This is a genomic window from Phaeobacter sp. JH20_02 (assembly GCF_048056915.1).
GTDB lineage: Bacteria > Pseudomonadota > Alphaproteobacteria > Rhodobacterales > Rhodobacteraceae > Phaeobacter > Phaeobacter bryozoorum.
Genome location: NZ_JAYMVP010000023.1, coordinates 75,950 through 95,355, shown reverse-complemented (window position 1 = coordinate 95,355; position 19,406 = coordinate 75,950). Strand labels below are relative to the sequence as shown.

The 19,406-nt window shown below is 61.1% G+C and carries 20 protein-coding genes; 10 read left to right on the top strand and 10 right to left on the bottom strand.

Going from position 1 to position 19,406, the window contains the following annotated elements; translation table 11 throughout:
* Positions 1-15: 15 nt before the first annotated feature.
* Positions 16-630: a chloramphenicol acetyltransferase gene (locus tag VWY34_RS12660; protein WP_416545520.1), complete on the top strand. Its 615-nt coding sequence runs from the start codon at positions 16-18 to the stop codon at positions 628-630.
* A gap of 46 nt (positions 631-676) precedes the next feature.
* Here the strand turns inward: VWY34_RS12660 and phnF are convergent, their stop codons facing one another.
* Positions 677-1,411: a phosphonate metabolism transcriptional regulator PhnF gene (gene phnF, locus VWY34_RS12655; protein WP_416543333.1), complete on the bottom strand. Its 735-nt coding sequence runs from the start codon at positions 1,409-1,411 to the stop codon at positions 677-679.
* 108 nt (positions 1,412-1,519) lie between these two features.
* Between phnF and phnG the strand changes: the two genes are divergently transcribed.
* From phnG to phnN, 7 genes are all read left to right on the top strand, one after another.
* Positions 1,520-1,996, top strand: coding sequence for a phosphonate C-P lyase system protein PhnG (gene phnG / locus VWY34_RS12650; RefSeq protein ID WP_416545518.1), 477 nt, complete (start codon positions 1,520-1,522; stop codon positions 1,994-1,996).
* Positions 1,996-2,592, top strand: a complete 597-nt coding sequence (phnH, locus tag VWY34_RS12645) for a phosphonate C-P lyase system protein PhnH (protein ID WP_416545516.1) — start codon at positions 1,996-1,998, stop codon at positions 2,590-2,592. The genes phnG and phnH overlap by 1 nt, the downstream gene beginning before the upstream one ends.
* A 3-nt stretch (positions 2,593-2,595) precedes the next feature.
* A complete protein-coding gene (locus VWY34_RS12640; RefSeq protein WP_340544370.1) occupies positions 2,596-3,705 on the top strand; it encodes a carbon-phosphorus lyase complex subunit PhnI in 1,110 nt (369 codons plus the stop codon).
* Between the two features lie 220 nt (positions 3,706-3,925).
* Positions 3,926-4,783, top strand: a complete 858-nt coding sequence (locus tag VWY34_RS12635) for an alpha-D-ribose 1-methylphosphonate 5-phosphate C-P-lyase PhnJ (protein WP_340544371.1) — start codon at positions 3,926-3,928, stop codon at positions 4,781-4,783.
* Positions 4,783-5,553 carry a phosphonate C-P lyase system protein PhnK gene (gene phnK, locus VWY34_RS12630; protein ID WP_416549024.1) on the top strand — a complete coding sequence of 257 codons (771 nt, stop codon included), beginning with the start codon at positions 4,783-4,785 and terminating at the stop codon, positions 5,551-5,553. Before VWY34_RS12635 ends, phnK begins: the two co-directional genes overlap by 1 nt.
* A 9-nt stretch (positions 5,554-5,562) precedes the next feature.
* On the top strand, positions 5,563-6,246 hold the full coding sequence (gene phnL, locus VWY34_RS12625) for a phosphonate C-P lyase system protein PhnL (RefSeq protein ID WP_416545512.1): 684 nt from the start codon (positions 5,563-5,565) through the stop codon (positions 6,244-6,246).
* Positions 6,243-6,815, top strand: coding sequence for a phosphonate metabolism protein/1,5-bisphosphokinase (PRPP-forming) PhnN (gene phnN, locus VWY34_RS12620; RefSeq protein WP_416545510.1), 573 nt, complete (start codon positions 6,243-6,245; stop codon positions 6,813-6,815). The genes phnL and phnN overlap by 4 nt, the downstream gene beginning before the upstream one ends.
* On the opposite strand, the gene VWY34_RS12615 is transcribed toward phnN, so the two are convergent.
* The gene (locus tag VWY34_RS12615) at positions 6,797-7,480 is read right to left on the bottom strand and encodes a DUF1045 domain-containing protein (RefSeq protein ID WP_416543327.1); all 684 of its coding nucleotides are present in this window, start codon (positions 7,478-7,480) and stop codon (positions 6,797-6,799) included. The genes phnN and VWY34_RS12615 overlap by 19 nt on opposite strands.
* A gap of 52 nt (positions 7,481-7,532) precedes the next feature.
* On the opposite strand from VWY34_RS12615, the gene VWY34_RS12610 reads away from it, so the two are divergent.
* Positions 7,533-8,675 (top strand): alpha-D-ribose 1-methylphosphonate 5-triphosphate diphosphatase, encoded by a 1,143-nt coding sequence (locus VWY34_RS12610; RefSeq protein ID WP_416540687.1) that lies wholly within the window; start codon positions 7,533-7,535, stop codon positions 8,673-8,675.
* 25 nt (positions 8,676-8,700) lie between these two features.
* Here VWY34_RS12610 and VWY34_RS12605 read toward each other — a convergent pair whose 3' ends face one another.
* From VWY34_RS12605 to VWY34_RS12575, 7 genes are read right to left on the bottom strand one after another with little or no spacing between them, the layout of a single operon-like run.
* Positions 8,701-9,177 carry a class I SAM-dependent methyltransferase gene (locus VWY34_RS12605; protein WP_416536491.1) on the bottom strand — a complete coding sequence of 159 codons (477 nt, stop codon included), beginning with the start codon at positions 9,175-9,177 and terminating at the stop codon, positions 8,701-8,703.
* Complete coding sequence (locus tag VWY34_RS12600; RefSeq protein WP_416545508.1) at positions 9,178-9,936, bottom strand: polysaccharide deacetylase family protein; 759 nt, start codon at positions 9,934-9,936, stop codon at positions 9,178-9,180.
* On the bottom strand, positions 9,933-11,075 hold the full coding sequence (locus VWY34_RS12595) for a glycosyltransferase family protein (RefSeq protein ID WP_340544381.1): 1,143 nt from the start codon (positions 11,073-11,075) through the stop codon (positions 9,933-9,935). Before VWY34_RS12595 ends, VWY34_RS12600 begins: the two co-directional genes overlap by 4 nt.
* Positions 11,075-11,662 (bottom strand): histidine phosphatase family protein, encoded by a 588-nt coding sequence (locus VWY34_RS12590; RefSeq protein WP_416545506.1) that lies wholly within the window; start codon positions 11,660-11,662, stop codon positions 11,075-11,077. Before VWY34_RS12590 ends, VWY34_RS12595 begins: the two co-directional genes overlap by 1 nt.
* A complete protein-coding gene (locus VWY34_RS12585) occupies positions 11,659-12,771 on the bottom strand; it encodes a glycosyltransferase family 4 protein (protein ID WP_416545504.1) in 1,113 nt (370 codons plus the stop codon). Before VWY34_RS12585 ends, VWY34_RS12590 begins: the two co-directional genes overlap by 4 nt.
* A complete protein-coding gene (locus VWY34_RS12580) occupies positions 12,768-14,027 on the bottom strand; it encodes a glycosyltransferase family 4 protein (protein WP_416545502.1) in 1,260 nt (419 codons plus the stop codon). The genes VWY34_RS12585 and VWY34_RS12580 overlap by 4 nt, the downstream gene beginning before the upstream one ends.
* Entirely contained in the window at positions 14,024-15,235 is a 1,212-nt protein-coding gene (locus tag VWY34_RS12575) for a glycosyltransferase family protein (RefSeq protein ID WP_340544386.1), read from the bottom strand. Before VWY34_RS12575 ends, VWY34_RS12580 begins: the two co-directional genes overlap by 4 nt.
* Positions 15,236-15,676: 441 nt before the next feature.
* Between VWY34_RS12575 and VWY34_RS12570 the strand changes: the two genes are divergently transcribed.
* A complete protein-coding gene (locus VWY34_RS12570; protein ID WP_340544387.1) occupies positions 15,677-18,022 on the top strand; it encodes a mechanosensitive ion channel domain-containing protein in 2,346 nt (781 codons plus the stop codon).
* Positions 18,023-18,026: 4 nt separating this feature from the next.
* Here the strand turns inward: VWY34_RS12570 and VWY34_RS12565 are convergent, their stop codons facing one another.
* Positions 18,027-19,403, bottom strand: a complete 1,377-nt coding sequence (locus VWY34_RS12565) for a CoA transferase (RefSeq protein WP_416545500.1) — start codon at positions 19,401-19,403, stop codon at positions 18,027-18,029.
* Between the last annotated feature and the right edge of the window lie 3 nt (positions 19,404-19,406).

Below are 19,406 nucleotides of genomic sequence, written 5' to 3'. Positions count from 1 at the left end.
TTCGAAAGCCACCCAATGCCCCGTCTCTCTGCCGATCAGCCGTATCTTCATTCCAACTGTTCGATTGCAAACAGCCAGTTTGGCGCCTTCGTCGAAATCGGGGCGGAAAGCCGGGTACTGAACAGCCGGTTCGGCGATTACAGCTACTGTGATCGCTACTGTGATATCGCCAATGCTGAGATCGGGAAGTTCTCGAATATCGCCAGCGCCACGCGTATTGGCGCCACCGATCATCCGCTGCAAAAGGCCTCGCTGCATCATTTCCTCTACCGCTCGTCGGCCTATTGGGACGACATCGAAGATGACGCGGACTGGTTTCAGCATCGTGCCAGTCGGCTGGCACATATCGGCCACGACACCTGGATCGGGCATGGTGTGCTGATCAAGCCCGAGGTGACCATTGGCCACGGTGCCGTGGTGGCGGCCGGGACTGTCGTTACCAAGGACGTTGCCCCCTATGCGATCGTCGGGGGAAACACGGCGCGGCTCATCCGGCGTCGGTATACCGAAGCAGTCGCTGAGGCGATGATCGCCTTGGCCTGGTGGGACTGGGACAATGCCCGGTTGAAGGCGGCGGTCCCCGATTTTCGAGCGCTAAGCGCCGAAGCCTTCTTAGAGAAATACGCATAGCACCTGCCTGCGGATCAGCCATCAACGAGGGCGTTATGCAGGCAGGTCACCCGTCGGCCAAACCCGCGTCATCCTGATCGCTGACGGTCAGGGTCACCCGGTCCCCGGCAAACCAAGTTCGGCCAAATTCGACAGGGGTCCCGTCTGGCGCTGCGTTGATGCCGGTTGTCCGCAGGATCGGGCTGCCCTCGGAGATCCTGAGGTGCAGTGCCTGCGTGGCAGTTGCGAGTTTGGCCGTGATACGGGTCTCCACCCTCGTATAGTCGGTGACCCCGCAGATCTTCAGCGCCGCTGTTACCGATTGGGTCTCTTGCAACGCGGGGAGCAGATCAGGCAGGTCTTCGGCGGGGAACACGCTTTGGAAGAGGGCAATCGGCTGGCCATCCGCCAGTGACAACCCATCATAGACATGTACGGCTGTTCCTGATTCCAGCCCCAGCGCTTCGGCTTCTCGGCGGTCGGCAGCCCTGGTCTCCAGGCTGAGGATTTTCTTTGCTGGAATACGTCCCAGCCGAGCGACGTTCTGGTGAAAGCGGACTCTTTTGCCAATCGGGTAATCTGTTGGCTGAGCCGCAACAAAGACACCGGCGCCCCGGCGGGCGTGAACCAGCCCCTGGTCTGCCATCTCCGACAAGGCGCGACGGACAGTGTGGCGGTTGACCCCAAATCGGCCTGCGAGCTGCACCTCTGGCGGAAGCTTGTCGCCGGTCTGATAGCGCCCCTGTGCGATGTCATCGGTGAGGCTGATGGCGATGGATTTCCAGACCGGGGTGCGGGGCATGTCACGAAACTTTCACAAGGTTGTCGTTGCGCCGCGTGGGGCGACTCAGGTAACATTTGTCTAGTTGTATAGATAAGCTAGACAAACAGGCCAAGAGGCTTCGACAAGATGAACAGAGAAAACAGCATGACAGCGGGTGGTACCGGCAGCGGGGTGGACCGCCAAGCATGGATGAGCCTTCTTGCCTCTGCAAATGCCGCGGCATTGGAGGAGCTCTGGCAGAGCTATGGGCAGAACCCCGATCACGCATGGCTGCGCCCGCCCGAAGTTGGCGGCGTGATGGTGCGGGGGCGCATGGGGGCCAGCGGAGCGGCCTTCAACCTAGGTGAAATGACGGTTACCCGCTGCGCGCTGACATTGGCCGATGGCGTTGTCGGCCACGGCTATGTTCAGGGCCGTAACAAGGCACAGGCTGAGATCGCCGCCAAGATTGATGCGCTGATGCAGACTGGGGCGGCGGCTGACGTGCAGCGTCAGATCCTGGCACCGCTGCGCGAGGCAAAGCAGGCGAAAAAGGCGGCTCGGGCTGCAAAAGCCGCCGCTACGAAAGTTGATTTCTTTACAATGGTGCGGGGGGAAGACTGATGTCGACGCAAGCCCAGGCTTCTCATTTCTCTGGTGGTTTTGCTTCTCCTGCGGTGCAGTCGGCGCATGCGTTTCGCGCTGCGATGACCGCCATGGCACGTCCTGGCCAGATCATGGACATCACTGGCGCAGCGCCACCCGATGACCTGTCTGTCGCCGCTGGCTGCCTGTTGCTGACGCTGTGTGATCCCGACACGGGTCTCTACCTAGCGCCGGATGTTGACACGCTGGCGGTGCGGGAATGGGTCACCTTTCATACAGGCGCGCCGCTGGTGGCGGCTGATGTTGCAGATTTTGCGCTGGGCGGCTGGGCTGCGCTGGCACCAGTTGATGCCTATCGTATCGGCACGGCTGAATACCCGGATCGCTCGGCCACTCTGATCGTTGAAATGGACGAACTTGCACCACCCAACGCTGAATTGAGCGGCCCTGGCATTAAAGACACCGCCCAGATCCACCTGCCTGATCTGGGCGCATTTCAGGATAACTCTGCGCTCTTCCCGCTGGGGTTCGACACTTATTTCACCGTCGGCAGCCAGCTTTGCGCGCTGCCACGTTCCAGCCGGATTGCTCCGCTGTCCAAGAAGGAGGGCTAAGACATGTATGTTGCCGTAAAAGGGGGCGAACGGGCGATTGACAACGCCCATGCGTGGCTGGCCGAAGAACGCCGGGGCGATACATCGGTGGCCGAGCTGAGCCTGGCCCAGATTCGCGAACAGCTGAGCCTGGCGGTGAACCGGGTGATGGCTGAGGGTTCGCTTTACGATCCTGACCTGGCGGCGCTGGCGATCAAACAGGCGCGTGGGGATCTGATTGAGGCGATTTTTCTGATCCGCGCCTATCGCACAACGCTGCCGCGATTCGGTGCATCTGAGCCGGTTGAAACGAGCCGTATGGCCTGTGACCGACGGATCTCTGCGACCTTTAAGGATGCGCCTGGTGGTCAGGTGCTTGGACCGACCTTCGATTACACCCATCGCTTGCTGGATTTCAAACTGGCGGCGGAGAGTGATGCCGGAGATCTGCCGGAGGCCCAGACAGCTGAGCCGCGGAGCGAAGACACGCCACATATCCTGACTTTCCTCGATGGCGAGAACATTATTGAACAGGAGCCTCAGGACGATACCGAACCGGGCGACCTGACGCGCGAGCCGATGTCATTTCCGGCGGGGCGGGCGGTGCGTCTACAGTCGCTCACGCGCGGGGACGAAGGCTTCATCCTTGGCATGGCCTATTCGACCCAGCGTGGCTATGCGCGCAACCACGCCTTTGTGGGGGAGCTGCGCATCGGCACCGTACCAGTCGAAATGGAGATCCCAGAGCTGGGTTTCGCGATTGAGATCGGAGAGGTTGAGCTGACCGAATGCGAGACCGTGAACCAGTTCAAGGGGTCGAAAACCGTGCCACCGCAGTTCACCCGCGGTTACGGTCTGGTATTTGGTCAGTCAGAGCGCAAATCCATCGCCATGGCCTTGGTTGATCGGGCGCTGCGCTGGAAGGAGCTGGGCGAGGATAACCTCGGCGCCGCGGCCCAGGACGAGGAATTTGTTCTGAGCCACGCCGACAACATTCAGGCCACAGGCTTTCTAGAGCACATCAAACTGCCACATTATGTGGATTTCCAGTCCGAGCTGGAACTGGTGCGCAAATTGCGCCGCGAGGCAACCGAGCTGGCAGAAACACTTGCTGCGCAGGAGGCTGCGGAATGACGTTAGTCGCAGCCGCCATCTCGTCCCCCAAAGCCATGATCTCCTCCATCGTATTGCCCCTCGGCACCAGCGTAACTGCCGTTCTGTGGTCGCGACTTAAGCGGTTGAATACGGAACAGTTTGACGACCAACAGTATTGCGACCACAGCCAGAACGAGGGTCGTTACGGAAAATTCCTGCAAAACAAATGCTCCCAAATACGGGCCGTGAGGGAAAAGTAATGACCGACTACAACTTTGCATATCTCGATGAACAGACCAAGCGGATGATCCGCAGGGCGATCCTGAAGGGGCTGGCGGTACCGGGCTATCAGGTCCCCTTTGCCAGCCGTGAAATGCCAATGCCCTATGGCTGGGGTACAGGTGGCGTGCAGGTGTCGGCAGCGACGCTGACGCCGGATGATACGTTGAAAGTGATCGATCAGGGTGCCGATGACACCACCAACGCGGTCTCGATCCGGAAGTTCTTCGAAAACACCGCAGGCGTAGCCACCACTGAAGAAACTGCGAAGGCCAGTGTTATCCAGACCCGCCATCGTATCCCTGAGGCGGAGCTGAGCGAGGATCAGATCCTGGTCTATCAGGTGCCAATCCCGGAGCCCCTGCGCTTTCTCGAGCCGCGGGAGACCGAGACCCGCAAGATGCACAGCCTGCAGGAATATGGGCTGATGCACGTGAAACTTTATGAGGACATCAGCCAGCACGGCGCGATTGCGACCTCCTATGCCTATCCGGTGAAGGTCGCAGGCCGCTATGTGATGGACCCCTCGCCGATCCCGAAATTTGACAACCCGAAAATGAACATGGCAGCGATCCAGCTGTTTGGCGCAGGGCGCGAGCAACGCATCTACGCGGTGCCGCCTTATACCGAAGTGGTCTCGCTGGATTTTGAGGACTATCCGTTTGAAGCCAGCAAGGCGGATCACCCCTGCGATCTCTGCGCGGCCGAAGACAGCTATCTGGATGAGGTGATCCTCGACGACGCGGGCAACCGGATGTTTGTTTGCTCGGACACGGATTATTGCCGATCCCGGCGTGACGCTGGCCATATTGGCCGCCTGAGTGAGGAGGCCGCGTGATGACGCCGCTGCTGCAAGTAAAGAACCTGGCCAAGATGTATGGCGCGCGGATTGGCTGCACAGATGTCAGCTTTGATCTTTATCCGGGCGAAGTCATGGGCATCGTTGGTGAAAGCGGGTCGGGGAAATCGACTCTGTTGAACAGTATGGCGGGGCATCTGACGCCGGATCGTGGTGAAGTGATTTTCGACACCCGTGCAGACGGGCCAATGGATACTGTCACAATGTCGGAACCTGCGCGTCGCATGCTGGGGCGCACGGATTGGGCTTTTGTCCATCAGCATGCGCGTGAGGGTTTGCGGATGTCCGTTTCGGCGGGCGGCAACATCGGCGAGCGGCTGATGGCTGTGGGGGATCGTCACTACGGGAACATCCGCTCCCATGCTGCGGATTGGTTGGGGCGGGTCGAGATCGCCGAAAGCCGCATCGATGACCGGCCCACAGCTTTTTCCGGCGGGATGCAGCAGCGACTTCAGATTGCCCGCAATCTGGTCACCGGGCCGCGCCTTGTCTTCATGGACGAACCCACTGGCGGGCTTGATGTTTCGGTGCAGGCGCGGCTGTTGGATCTGTTGCGCGGGCTGGTGCGGGAAATGGGCCTGAGCGCCATTATCGTGACCCATGATCTCACGGTGGTGCGTCTCCTGGCGGATCGGCTGATGGTCATGAAAGACGGTCATGTCGTCGAGGCTGGTCTGACCGATCAGGTGCTGGATGACCCGCAGCACGCCTATACCCAATTGCTGGTTTCCAGCGTTCTTCAGGTCTGAGGATCCGAGATGATTGAACTTCAAAACGTCAGCAAGAGCTTCACCCTGCACAATCAGGGCAGTGCGGTCATCCCGGTCATGGAAGGTGCAAATCTAAAGGTGGCCCCCGGAGAGTGCATTGGCCTGATAGGCGCATCCGGGGCGGGAAAATCCACTCTGATGCGGGTAATCTACGGGAATTATCTGGCGGCATCTGGCAGGGTTATGGTGGGCGGCGTGGATGTGGCGAAGGCGGCTCCGCGCGAGATCTTGGCGCTGCGCCGTGAAACGCTGGGCTATGTGAGCCAGTTCCTGAGGGTCGTGCCGCGAGTACCAACGCTTGATGTCGTGGCTGAGCCGCTTCTGTCGGTGGGCGTTGATACAGCTGCGGCGCGCGACCGGGCCGCGACCCTGCTTGCCGGATTGAACATACCGGAACGCCTGTGGCAGCTCAGCCCGATCACCTTCTCGGGTGGGGAACAGCAGCGGGTGAACATTGCTCGCGGTTTCGCCCATACCTACCCGGCGATGCTCTTGGACGAACCAACGGCGAGTCTCGATGCGCAAAACCGGGCGACCGTTCTGTCTCTGATCGAAGACGCCAAGGCGCGCGGCGCCGCCATTATCGGTATCTTCCACGATGAGGCCGCACGCGAGCAGGTCTGCGATCGTTTTGTCGATGTTTCAGCCTTTACCCCAAAGGCTGCTGCATGATCCTGGAGCCTTCGATAGCCCCTGTTATCGCTGTGGTTGGCCCCTCAGGGGTTGGCAAGGATAGCCTGATGGATGCGCTGATGGCCCGTCTGCCGGGCGTGCAGAAGCAGCGGCGCGTCATCACGCGGGCGCCGGAACTGGGTGGTGAAGACTATGAGGCGGTAAGCGAGGCCCGTTTTGCAGCGCTCCGTGCCGAGGAGCGGTTTGCGCTCCATTGGCAGGCGCACGGTCTGCATTATGCGATTCCACGAGAGATAGACGAGGCGCGTGGGATCGCATCGGGCGTCTTGGTGAACCTTTCGAGAAAGGTGCTCCTCGAAGCGCAGGATGTTTTTGGGGTCCTGATTGTTCTGTCTGTCACAGCCACCCCAGAGGCGTTGGCGGCGCGGTTGGCCGAGCGCGGGCGCGAGGATGACGCTGAAGTCAGCCGCAGGCTTGCCCGCGCGGCAACGCCGTTACCGACCGGGCTCGAGCATGTAATCGACATCGACAACAGCGGTGAACTGGACGGGGCGATCAAGGCCGCAGAAGCAGCCCTGGCCCCCTGGCTTCAGCCAGTGAGGGCATGACGATGGATCAGCTGAAAACGACCGTCGCTGCCCTCGCCGACCAGAGCCAGATCTCCAAGAACAAAGGGCGCTGGCACCAGCGGCACGAGCCGGTCCTGCAACATGCTTTCGATGGCAGGCAGTTCCGCCTTAGGCCGTTTGCCGGTCAGCGTGATGTGGAACCGGAAGCTGTCGCCGACATAGGGGTAGCCCCAGGTGAGAAGCGCCTGTTCCTGAGCGGGCGTCAGACCTCCAGTGCGGCGCCGATCCAGTTCAGCTGCCGAAGGTGGAGAGCGGAAATCGTCCAGATCCCGCACGCAGTTAAACGCAAGGCGGTTCAGCGACAGCTGATCCCCGGTCGGACAAAGGGCAAGGAAACGGCCAAGCCGTGTGAGAGTCAGCCCGTCCAGCCGAACTGGTGCCATCTCAGTTGCGAACTGCGCAAACCGCTCAGCCAGAGCGTCCGCTGTCTTGCCCTCAGCGAGCCGAAACGGCGGCTTGATGGTCGCGTGAAGCCCGTATTTGCGCGGCACGTCAGTGATTGCAGCAACGTCCAGACCGGTGTTCGGGGGATGATCCAGCGGACGCCCTTCGCAAAGGTCCCAGCCCAGCCAACTGGATGCAAATCGGCTCCATTCCGCCTGCTTGGGCGGCACATAATAGATCGCGTATCGCGTGAATGTCACAATGGCCTCCTAGGTGTGGCCCGTTCTATAGCTCAAACCGTGTGAAACTCAGATGACAGAACCTATGATCCTTGCCAATGCCACGCTCGTTCTTCCCGGAGAAACCCGCACCGGTTCCGTCACCCTGAAAGATGGGCAGATCGTGGATATCGCCGATGGCGCATCCGTACCGAATGGGGCTATTGACCTAGAGGGAGACTTTCTGTGCCCCGGTCTGATTGAGCTGCACACCGACAACTTGGAGCGACATATTCAACCGCGACCGAAGGTCGACTGGCCCCATGCCGCGGCCATTATCGCTCATGATGCCGAGCTGGCGGGAACCGGGATTACCACAGTTTTTGATGCAATGCGCGTTGGCTCGATCAAGGCGGCTGAGTCCCGCTACGGCGCCTATGCCCGTAGTCTTGCATCTGAATTGCTTGAGCTTCGCGATCAGGCGGCGCTCAAGATCAGCCATTTTCTACATCTGCGCGCCGAGGTGTGTTCTGAAACCCTGGTACAGGAGCTGAACGAATTTGGGGAGGAGGACCGGGTCGGTCTGGTGTCCCTGATGGATCACACGCCGGGACAGCGCCAGTTCCGCGACATGTCAAAGCTGGAAGCCTATGTGAAGGGCAAGCATGGCTTTGATGACGACGGCTTCCGAGCGCATGTAGCGGGACTGAAGCAAATGCGCGAGACCTATGGCGACCTGCACGAGGTCGAGGCGGTGAATGCTGCGCGCCGCTTTGGAGCGGTTCTGGCGAGCCATGATGATACAACTGCAGACCAGGTGGCGGTATCAGCCGGTCACGGCATCCATCTTGCTGAATTCCCCACCACCGTCGAGGCGGCACAGGCCTGCCATGCGCACGGCATCAAGGTGATGATGGGCGCGCCGAACCTGATCCGCGGGGGTTCGCATTCCGGCAACGTTGCGGCAAAGGAGCTTGCGGAACTAGAGCTTCTTGACGTGCTGTCCTCCGATTATGTGCCTGCGGCCCTGTTGCTGGCAGCTGCGCAGCTTGGCGATATCTGGGGTGACATGTCGCGAGGCCTCGCGACCGTCACTTCGGCACCGGCGGACGCGGTGAACCTGACGGATCGTGGACGTATCGACATCGGAAAGCGCGCAGATCTGATCCGCTTCCGAATGCGGGCAGGGGTGCCAGCGTTGTCTTCCGTCTGGTCACAAGGAAACCGCGTCGCCTAGTGCCTGCGCGGCAGGGCTGCGCCAGTCAGGCGCGATAGAACAGGTAGCGCCCCGGTGGAATATCCGCCGGGCCTTGCAACTCTTCAAATCCGACCAGCGGCTGACCTGAAACGATGACCCCGCCCGGCGTCATCACTGCCGCAATGGCCGGTGACAGAGCCGCAGCCTCGGCGATGTCCCGCTCCGGGACGCCGAAACCCAGATCATAATGGGCCAGCGCTATTGGGCTGTTCTCGCCGGCCAGCTGGTCCAGCATCGGGCGCGCCTCCCCTTGGAGGAAGTCTGCTTCTGGCGGCACGCAGGAGGGATGGCACTGCAGCACCCGGTCGATGACCCGCACCCTGCGGTCAGGCAATGTTTCGCGCAGGTGGTCATAGGTGCGGCCGTTGCCCAACCCGATATCAAGAACATCACCGCTCAGGCCACGAATTTGGTCTGCGGCCCAGTTGAGCCCATCTCGCTGCGCGGTCAGGCGACGCAGCATGGAATCCAAGCGGCTCATTCAGTTAATCCTTTCATCAAAAACCCAAGCACGCCCCGGGCCGTCCAGCAGGCGGCGTATCACATCGCTGCAGAACGTCCATGTCACATCGTCCTGCACCAGATGATGGGTCAGGATGCCATAGGGTTCGGCGACATCGGCCTGCCCCTTGCGGCGCGCTGCGAGCTGCGTGACCAGCTGTGAAAGAAGCAACGCTGGCGGTACGAGTGAGCGCGTGCCCTTCCAGTCGATCGGGTCCAGATGCGTATTGATCTGCCATAGACCCGGGGCTGCCTTGGCCCGTCGCCGAGGAGCAAAGGTCGATAGCGCGCTATAGCCGAGTCCGGCCAGCCAGGGTTCAACTTCGGCGTCGATCCGGTTCCAGGGAGGGACGAACATCGGTCTTAGCCGATCGCCAAAAAGGTCACGCAGAAGGGTCAGGGCGTTCTCTGCATCCTCCAGCACGTCATCTATCGGTCGATGGGTGCCGAACTCGGCCTTCTTTTCACCATGCGGGGCATGGTTCTGATGCGCCCAGCCATGAACCACCGGCACCAGCGTGTCGACCTGAGCCAGCCGATTGGCAAGGGAGGAGGTTGCGTCACGTCCCACAACCGCGAGATGGGCAGGTAGCGCCAGTTGCTGCGATTGTTCGATTAGCCGGTCGAGCTGTGGTGTCGCCGCAATCGCGTCGTCATCGCGCCACCACAGCGGCAGGATCAGCCCATCCTCCTGCCACCTGGCAAGCTCTCGGTCCAAATTGGTCCAATCGGGTGTCATGAACGCTCCTTTGCCATTTCGCGGGCAATCTCTACCGTTCGGGAGGCGCCGTCAAACCGGAAGCCATCTGTTGGCCGTGCGGGTGCCGCCATAACCGCGTCAACGGCCCTGCAAAGCGCCTCCGGCGTCAGATCGGCCGAGGGTATCGCCGCGATGCCATCCAGCTGCGTGAGACTGCTGGCGCGCAGGGTCTGTTCGACCTCATTGCCCGCATCGAATGGAACGATCACTGCGGGCACCCCTGTTTGCAACAGATCGAGCGCAGTATTGTAGCCACACATGCTGACCGAAGCGGCTGCGCCTTTTAGCATCTGCCTGAAATCTGGCCGTGCGGGTTCCAGATGTGCGAGTGTTTCGCCGTGCTCCGCCACCAGCTGGGCGATTTGCTCCGCTGCGGACGGGCCGCCCACCAGAATCCGCCAGCGTAGAGCGGGACGCAGCGCAGCGGCTTTGAGCGCGATCCGGTAAAGCGTTTCACCGACGGCGCCGCCACCGGCGCTGACAAGGATCTCGCCTTTGCCGGTTCCTTCTGGGTGCGGTGCTGGCGGGGGCGGTGCGACATATCCGGTATAGTGCAGCATTGACGAGATCGCCGGTGTGACAGGCCATGAGGCCTCCAACTGCGTGGCCTGGGGATCTGAATGAACCAGCACACCATCATAGCGTGTTGTCAGAATGGCCGCGGCGTCATCGGCCTTCTTGGGTTTCGAGGGTGGTGCCAGGATATCGCGCACGGACGCCAACACGACAGGTCGTTTCGGCAGGTCGTGAGCCGCATCGAGCAGTGCCAGAAACTCCTGCCGCAAGCTGCGCCGTCCAAAGGGGAATAACTCAGTGATGACAATATCCGGCTGGATCCGTTGAACCGTGTCGCACAGCATTTCGATCCGGCTGTCGAAATAGGCATCGTCGGCCACTTCACCGGTTGGTGTCAGCAGGCGCGAGAAACTGACGCCGTCTGATCGCAAAGGAGGCAGCTGCACGAGATCAACACCGCTATGATCAAGCTGACGCGCCGACCCGCCGCCGGAGACGACACAGGGCTGCTGTCCGGCAGCGCTGAACGCCCGGCCCAGTGTCAGGGCGCGTGACAGATGCCCAGTGCCCAACAGATGCGTGACTGCGATGAGGACTTTCATCACATGTCCCGTTTGCTGAGACGCACTGGTTCAGCGACGGGTGTGAGCCTGCCGTCAGCGTGTCGCTCCACCACGAACAACCGGTTGCGCTTGATCTGAAACGGGGCTGGCGAGTCAAAGTTCCAGCCATATGCCCGCGCCAGGATCATCCGCATGATCCCGATATGGCACACGGCCACGGTGTCCTCTGTCAACTGGGCGAGCCATGGCACGATCCTCTCCCAGACCTCCTGTGGGGTTTCGCCGCCGGGCGGGCGGTAGTCCCAGCCCCACTCCTCGATGTCGCGAAATCCGCTGGTCAGGTCGGCTCTTAGATCCTTGCCGTGCTGGCCTTCCCAGTCTCCCCAGTTCATTTCGATGAGCGCCGGGCTGGTCTGGGGGGTACGGTCTGCAACCAGCTTGGCGGTCTCGGCCGCGCGTTTCAACGGGCTCGACCAAAGCGAAGCTTGATCCCAAGGGGCAGGCAGGGCCTGCACGGCGAGTTCGGCACGCGCCGTGTCGTCCAACGGGATATCGCTGCGACCTTGAATTCGGCCGGCACGGTTCCAGTCGGTGTGGCCGTGGCGCAGGAGGGCAAGCCTGATCATGATGAAATCTCCAGCAAGGGTGAGAGCGTGGCCCACAATTTTTGTGCCGCCACCGGTGCGAGGTGTCGCGTGGCAATCCGGTCGCGGGCGCGTTTGGCCTGCCGGTTCCGCAAGGCTCCATCATCCAGCGCCCGTTCGAGCGCCCGGGCGTAGCCCGCAGCGCCGCTGTCGGTCGTTGGATTAAGGTCTGGTTCCTCCCATTGGGTGACGACATCGCACAGGCCAGGGCGATCCTGCGCCACGACAGGCACACCATGGGCCTGGGCTTCAAGATAGACCATTCCAAACGCTTCGTTGACACCGGGCCAGAGAAAAAGGGAGGCCTGTTGATAGAGCGCCTCCAATGCCTCCCGGTTCAACTCACCAAGAAATCGGACATGCTCGCCGAAGGGGCGCATCAGGGTTTCGACCTCGGGGCGGGCCGGGCCGTCGCCGACGATGTCCAACCGCCAGGGCTGGGATACCCTGGCGAGCGCATCCGCGAGCAGACGATATGAGGCGAGCTTGTCGCCCGGTCGCATCATACCGACGCTCAACAGCGGGCCGGAGTGATCGCTGGCGGTTGGCAGCGTCTTCGCTGTCAAGAACGGGGGCAGGTGGACCAGCCTCTGGTCCGCGTATCTGTCGCGCAGCAAGGTCTCGTGGTCCTGTTCGGTCAGATAGAAGATGACCGCAGCCGCATCGGCCGCCTCATGGGCTGCCCTGGCGAAATCCGACCATGGACCTTTGAGCCTTTTGTTGGCGCGTGTCGATTCTACCTGAACATAGGGGATGCCGAGACGCTCCGCGACGGCAGGGCCGATCAGATCGGGGGCCTTGTAATAGTTGTGGTAGGTAAGCCAGAGCGCAGGCCGGTCGGCCTCGGGAGTGGCGCGAATCTCGGTACAGATGCGGTCGATCTCATGTGCTGCCTTGCCGCGCAGTGTGGCTTGGTGTTCGGTGTCACCGGATCTGTCATACACCCGAAGCTCGCTGGCCAGAGTGACGGTTGCCCCAGTCCCGGCGAGTAATCCCATCAGATTGCGGGCCATCTCTCGATCACCTGAAGGCACCGGGTGGCGCGGTGACTTCATCGGCGCATAAAAGGCAATCTTGTGGCCCCGGCTCATGTCTCGCGTATCATCGTCTTCAGCCGCTCCGACAGCCGGGCGATGCCGGGGTCCATGCCAAAATCATGACGCAGTCGGACGAGTGCCGCTTCTGCCATTCGGGCGGCTTGCTCGGGATTCCGGCTCAGTGTCAGGATGGCCTCTGCCAAGGCTTCGGGGGTATCTTGGCTGAGCACGCCGTGGGTGCTATTTTCGATGAACTCCGGGATCGCAGAGACCGCGGTGGACAGGATCGGCAGGCGCTGCGACGCGGCTTCCATCAGCACGTTAGGCAGCCCGTCCCGATCACCATCGCTGGCGATGCGGCTGGGCAGGACGAATATGTCACATGCGCGCATGGCCGAGATAACCTCGGGCTGATCGCAGGCGCCGCGCCAGGTGATCCGATTGACCACGCCTAGATCCTCTGCCATGCCTCGTAGCAGGTCTTTTAGGTCGCCGCCGCCGATGTGGGTCCAGTGCCAGTCCAGCGAACTGGGCAGGAGGGCGAGCGCGGCGATCAACCGGTCAAAGCCCTTCTTCTCGACCAATCGGCCGACCGACATCAGATGCAGCGGGTCGCCCGGAGCACGCCATCTGCGCTGGGGCGGAGAGGGGAAACGCGAGAGATCCAGACCGTGATAGATCAGGTCAACCCGGTCAGTTCTGTCCGAAAGCGCTTGCAGGTGTTTCGCCCCAAACCCGGTGCAAGTGGCACCGAAGGCAGCGCCATGTGTCGCGGCTGCAAGCTTTTCTTTCAGTTCCCACTCGGGGGATGTCCAGATGTCCTTGGCATGGGCGGAAAAACTCCAGGGCAGACCGCGCATGATGGCGGCATAGCGCGCCACTGAAGACGGCGTGTGCAGGAAATGAGCATAAAGCCCGAGGACCTGCTCCGGCATTTCCGCAGCCAGGACGCAAGCCTGGCCAAATCGGCGGATCCGGTTGCGGGAGGGATCGCGGCGCAGGTCCTGCCGCCAGATCCGATAGGCGGTCTGATAGCCGGGCATGGCCTGTGCCTGTTGCCGCGCGCTCCAGACACGATCAGGTTCCTGATAAAGATACTCCGGCAGGTAGTGGACCGCGGCGCTCAGCTTCTCATGTAAGGGATGACGTTTGATATCCGTGGGATGACGAAGGGACCAGATTTCAAAACTATGGCCTGCGGCCTCCAGCGCGACCAGTTCCTGCGCGATGAACGTTTCGGACAGGCGCGGCCAACCTTTGACGATCACGGCAAGAGGCGGGCGCGACGGCGTGGTCTTGCGAGAGTTCATTCGGCGGCCTTCCCGCTGGTCTTATGCAGAAGTGCATCGACCCGGTCGGTTACATAATCGAGACCGTCCAACAACCCGTCGGGGATCGCCGCCGAGGGCGGTGGTTGGTCGGCGAGCGCGCGGATCGCACGGATCATCGCCTCTGGTGTCCAGCCGTCTCGACGCTCATCCAGCATGGCCGTCAGCCCAAGTTCTTCGGCGCGGCTGGCGCGGATCCACTGCTCAAGCCTCGGGGTGGTGCGCGGTACAATGACGGCGGGTTTGTCAAAGGACAAAACCTCGCAGAACGTGTTGTAGCCGCCCATGCAGACAACGCCCTGCGCCCCGGCGAAGAGGGTTTCGATCTCGGATTCGAACCCCACTGCTGTGACGCGGCCGTTCAGAGCGGCAACACGAGTCTCGAACTCGGTTCGGGTTTCGCCCGACAGGAAGGGGCCGTAGACCAGCATGGCCCGGGGTGCCAGGTTCGGGTCGCGTTCATAGGCGGTCAGGACAAGGTCGACCATCATCGCGCCATCGCCACCGCCGCCGGGGGTGATCAGGACATATGGCTGCTCGGGAGGGGTTCCCAGCTCGCCAAGATCGCGGCGCAGATACCCGGTCCAATGCATCCGCGCCTGTGCGTCCGCGCTGAGGGGAAGCCCGGCGGTGGGATCATAGACGGAGCGGATGCCATAGACCCAGATCTCGTCATAGAATTGTTCAGTGGCGGCAACGGCATCCTTGCGGGCCCACTCGGTGGCCAGCACCTCCGGCTCATCCAGAACATCGCGCAACCCGAGGATCAGGCGTGTTTTGCCCTTGCGCTGCAGCTCTTCCAAGGTGGGCAGCAATTCGCCGCGAAACCCGGTTGGTTCCTTGTCGACGATCAGCACATCGGGGGCGTATTCCATCGCGGTAGATCGGATAAGACCTGCCCGCAGCGTGGTGGTCTCTTCAATCGACATTCCCATTGTCCGTGACGCATAGGAGCCGTCCGACCGCTTGATTACACCGGGTAGCCGCACATGGTCGACGCGTGAGGGAAAGGCGAAACGCCCGGCCACGGGAGAGCCGGTCAGGATCAGGGCCGAGGCCGACGGGTCCGCATCGGTAATCGCACCGGCCAGGGCCCTCGACCGTCGCAGATGACCCAGCCCGAAGGTATCGTGGCTGTAGAGCATGACACGGGGGCCGCGAGGGGTGCTGGAGGGTGCGTTGACTGTCATCGCTGGGCCTGCGTCTGGTACAAGGATAGGAGAGATGAAACACCGGGCAACCCAAGTCGGGAGGACGTGCAGAGATGTTCTGGACACGGGTGCCCATCCTCCGCATCAGCGGCTGTGCGTAACAGCTCGGCCAGGGTCCGCCTCAGCATAGTATCGCCTCAGGTTGCTCAGCCTGACACGCTACGGGCCAAGGCACAGATCATCGTTGCGTCAGATCCAGAACGTCGAAGGGAGAATCCTGCGCCCGTCGGCGTGGTCTGCCCTCCTGCGCTCTGTGTGGTACGCTGAATTTTCTATAACGTGCAGAGGTATAAGTTGCAATCAAGCGCTTGCGAACCGCACTTTCACCACTGAAACGCCGTGCCAAGGTGCAAAGACTTGATATTTTCACCGTTTTGCGGCCTTGGTGAAGGGATGGTTCCAAAAAATCGGGTTGTTCTCATGTGGCGAATGGTATCGCAGTATCTTGTCTGTTTGACGCTGGCGCTGGTTGTGGCGGCCTTTGGTCCGGCAGCAACATGGGCGCAATCGACGTCACCTCAGGGTGGGGATGATCTAGCCAAGGCGATTGAGCAGGCAGCTGAGAGCGGCGTCGGCGTCATCATCGTTGATGGTCGCGGCCAGCTGGTTTCGCCCTCGGATGCGCAGGGTGGAACGATACCTGTTCCCGCCACGGATCAGATGGAAGGGGCCTCGGCGCTGATGAAAGCGCAATCGGAGGTGGAGCAATTCGGGGATGCCCTGAAAAGTCGTCTGGAGGCGATGCCCTATTCGATCTTTGAGGTGCAGTACATCCTGCGACAGACGAGCCCGGATGGCCGCATTATCACCTACGTGAAGGTGCTCGGCTGGAGCTTGTTTCTGCTGTTCATCGGTCGCTGGGTCTCAGTCGAGATTTACGGCAAGCGTATAGCCAAGAAACATGTGGTGTCGCGGATCAAGGAACAGCCCGAAGGCTATCAGGATAAAATGCCGTTCCTGGTCTTCCGTTTCATTATGGGGGTCGGCGGTACAATTGTAGCCATGGCGTTTGCGTTGCTGACGTCCTATCTCATCTTCGGAACTTCCGGCAATTCATCGGTGAAATTCACCGTCACCGCGATCTACACGGCGTTTTTCTTGTCGCGGACAGTTTCGGACCTGTGGCGCATGGTGCTGTCGCCTTACCTCAGCCAATACCGCATTCCCGTGTTCTCAGACCGGGACGCTCGGCGTCTGTATTTCTGGGCCTCCGGGCTGGCGACCTACGATATCTGTTCGGTGCTTTTTGCGACTTGGGTTGGCGATTTCGGGCTCAATTACAATGTATATGCGCTTGTCTATGGCGTGTTGGCATTGGTTGGCACGTTCGGCAATCTTTTGATGGTTGTGATCAATGCGCGACCCATTTCCAACGCCATACGTGCAGGCCGCGCCCCGGAAACCTGCTCCTGGCTCGTCCGGCTTCTGTCTGTTGCCTGGGCACCTGTTCTGGTGGTCTACATCATATTTGGATGGCTGGAGCTCGCCTTCGATCTGGTGTTGGAGCGCGATATGTCGCTGCCGCTCATGGCGGGCAGCTATTCGGTGCTGACCTCTATTCTGGTTGTCTACGGCCTCATCAACTATGTGATCGAACGCTTCTTCAATCGGTCGCAGCGACGGGTGCTGGTCAACGCTGCCGATGGAAGCGACGAAGACAGTGACGCAGAGACCGACGACGATGCCGAGATGCTTCCGCAACAGCAGCGGCACCCGATAGCCACTTTCGAAGATCTCGCGCGCCGCATCGCCGGTATACTGGCCTTTACCGTCGGCTTTCTCGCCATGGTCACGATCTGGAACCCCGAAGCAGCCTGGATGGAAAACTCCCGTCTGGACCGGATGAGCGATATAATCGTGATCCTGTTCATCGGTTATATTGTCTACCACATCGCCCGGATCTGGATCGACAGCAAGATCGACGAAGAGGTTGGCGACATGCCGGTTGGCGAATTAGGGGACGAGGGCGGCGCGGGCGGTGCCAGCCGGTTGGCAACCCTGTTGCCGCTGTTCCGAGGCGCGATCTTGGCGGTTGTCGTGGTCTCCATCATCCTGATCGTTCTGCTGGAACTGGGGATCAACGTCAGCCCGTTGTTCGCCGGTGCCGGTGTAGTCGGTCTGGCGGTGGGTTTTGGGTCGCAGACCCTGGTCCGGGATATCTTTTCGGGTGCCTTCTTCCTCGTGGACGACGCCTTCCGCAAGGGCGAATACATAGATATCGGCGATGTCAAAGGCACGGTCGAACGTATTTCGGTGCGATCCTTTCAGTTGCGCCATCACCTGGGAGCGTTGCACACCATTCCCTTTGGCGAGATCCGCGTGCTGACCAATTATTCCCGCGACTGGGTCATGATGAAGCTGCCGCTACGGGTGACCTATGACACCGATGTGGAAAAGGTGCGCAAACTCATCAAGAAACTGGGGCAAGAGCTGCTGGATGATCCGGTGATCGGAGACACCTTCATACAGCCGCTGAAGTCGCAGGGTGTGATTGAGATGCAGGATTCTGCAATGATCATTCGGGTCAAATTCATGACCAAGCCTGGCGACCAATGGCTGGTGCGCAAGAAGGTGTTTCAGGAAATCCGCGATCTCTTTGCGCGCGAAGGTATCAAATTTGCCCATCGCGAGGTTACCGTGCGTTTGGCTGGGGATCAGGTCGAGCAAACCCCCAAAGAGAAGCGCGATCTGGCTGTCGGGGCTGTTCAGGCGGCCATCGATGAGGATCTGATGGATGTGAACGATGGCGACGGTGACGATCGCTAGGAGATCAGCGAGGCCAGTCCGGCGCTGCTGTTCCTGATGCCGTCGCAGGCTGGACCCACTGCATCTGCGTCTTACCAACCGCCAGCGGCGCAAGCAGCCGCTGTCCGGGTCCCCAGCTTGTCTGCTCCACTTCCGGTGAGAAGTCGCGATCGACTGCGCCCGCCAGTTCCTGGCCGGGTGCGCCGTCATCGCCATGACAGTCGGTTAGGGATGTGAGCTCATGCGCGGTGCGGGCCAGCGACAGGCGCGCATCGGCAACAGGCTCGCCTCTGCTTGCCTTGCTCAATGCCTGTAGAACTGCTGCGGCCATCAGATAACCGGTCGCGTGGTCCAGTGCCTGTACAGGGAGCGGAACCGGTTTTGCCGCGGGGTCAGATGTCGATGGAAATCCGGCGACCCATTGGCGCCCACGTTCGGCGATCCCGCTGCTCATCTGCACAAGGCTGTCAAATCCCCTGCGCTGCGCCCACGGGCCGGTCCAGCCATAGGCATTCAAGCGCACATCAATGAGGTTCGGCGCGAGTTCCTGCAGTTTTGCGGTATCATATCCCAGCCCGTCCAGCGCGCCGGGACGAAAGCCATGCACCAGAACATCGGCGTCGGCTAACAGAGTTTCAAAGCGATCACGCCCGCTGGCGGAGCGCAGATCCAATGACGCCATATGTTTGCCCAGCGAAATATCCTGAAGCACGCCGGGTTCGTCCCAGCCCGGCGGATCAATCCTGAGGACAGTAGCGCCGAAGGCGGCCAAGGTCCGGGTCGCTACGGGGCCTGCCAGCACCCGCGTGAGGTCCAGCACCCGCAGTCCCGCCAAAGGCCGAGCCCCTGTTGCCAATGGATGCTTTCGAAGGTTGATGTGACGGGGCCGCCCCCAGGCGATCAAGGGCTCGGAACCGACTGCCTGCCCCTGTTGATGGGCCTGCCAGTCGGCATGGCTGCGCATCGCTGCCGCGACACCGCCCGCACCAACGATGGCCTGTTCCAACGTATCCGCGGATCGGCTAGCAACAGCGTCGCGTACCGCCTCCGGGGTAGGTTGGCAGCCGAGGGTCGTCAGCGCCGCGTCGCGATGATGGGGAAGGTTGGTATGAAGCCGGATCCATCCGTCGGCTGTGCGATAATCGCCGGCCAAGGGGTCCCAGAGATTGGGCATCTCCCAGCCCATGGGACGGAAGCTGTAGCGAAACCAGAGCGCAGCCCGGCGCTGATCGACGGTAACGGCCAGATCTTCGGTGCTGAGGTTCATCGCGGTCATCAGTTCGGCTAGGGCGACCCCGACCGCAGCCAGCGAGCGGTTGGCCAGTTCCGAAACAGCATAGCAGCTGGGCCAGCGAGCACCTGCGATCACGGAGTAGGTTTCAGGGTCTGGTAGCGCCTGCATTGG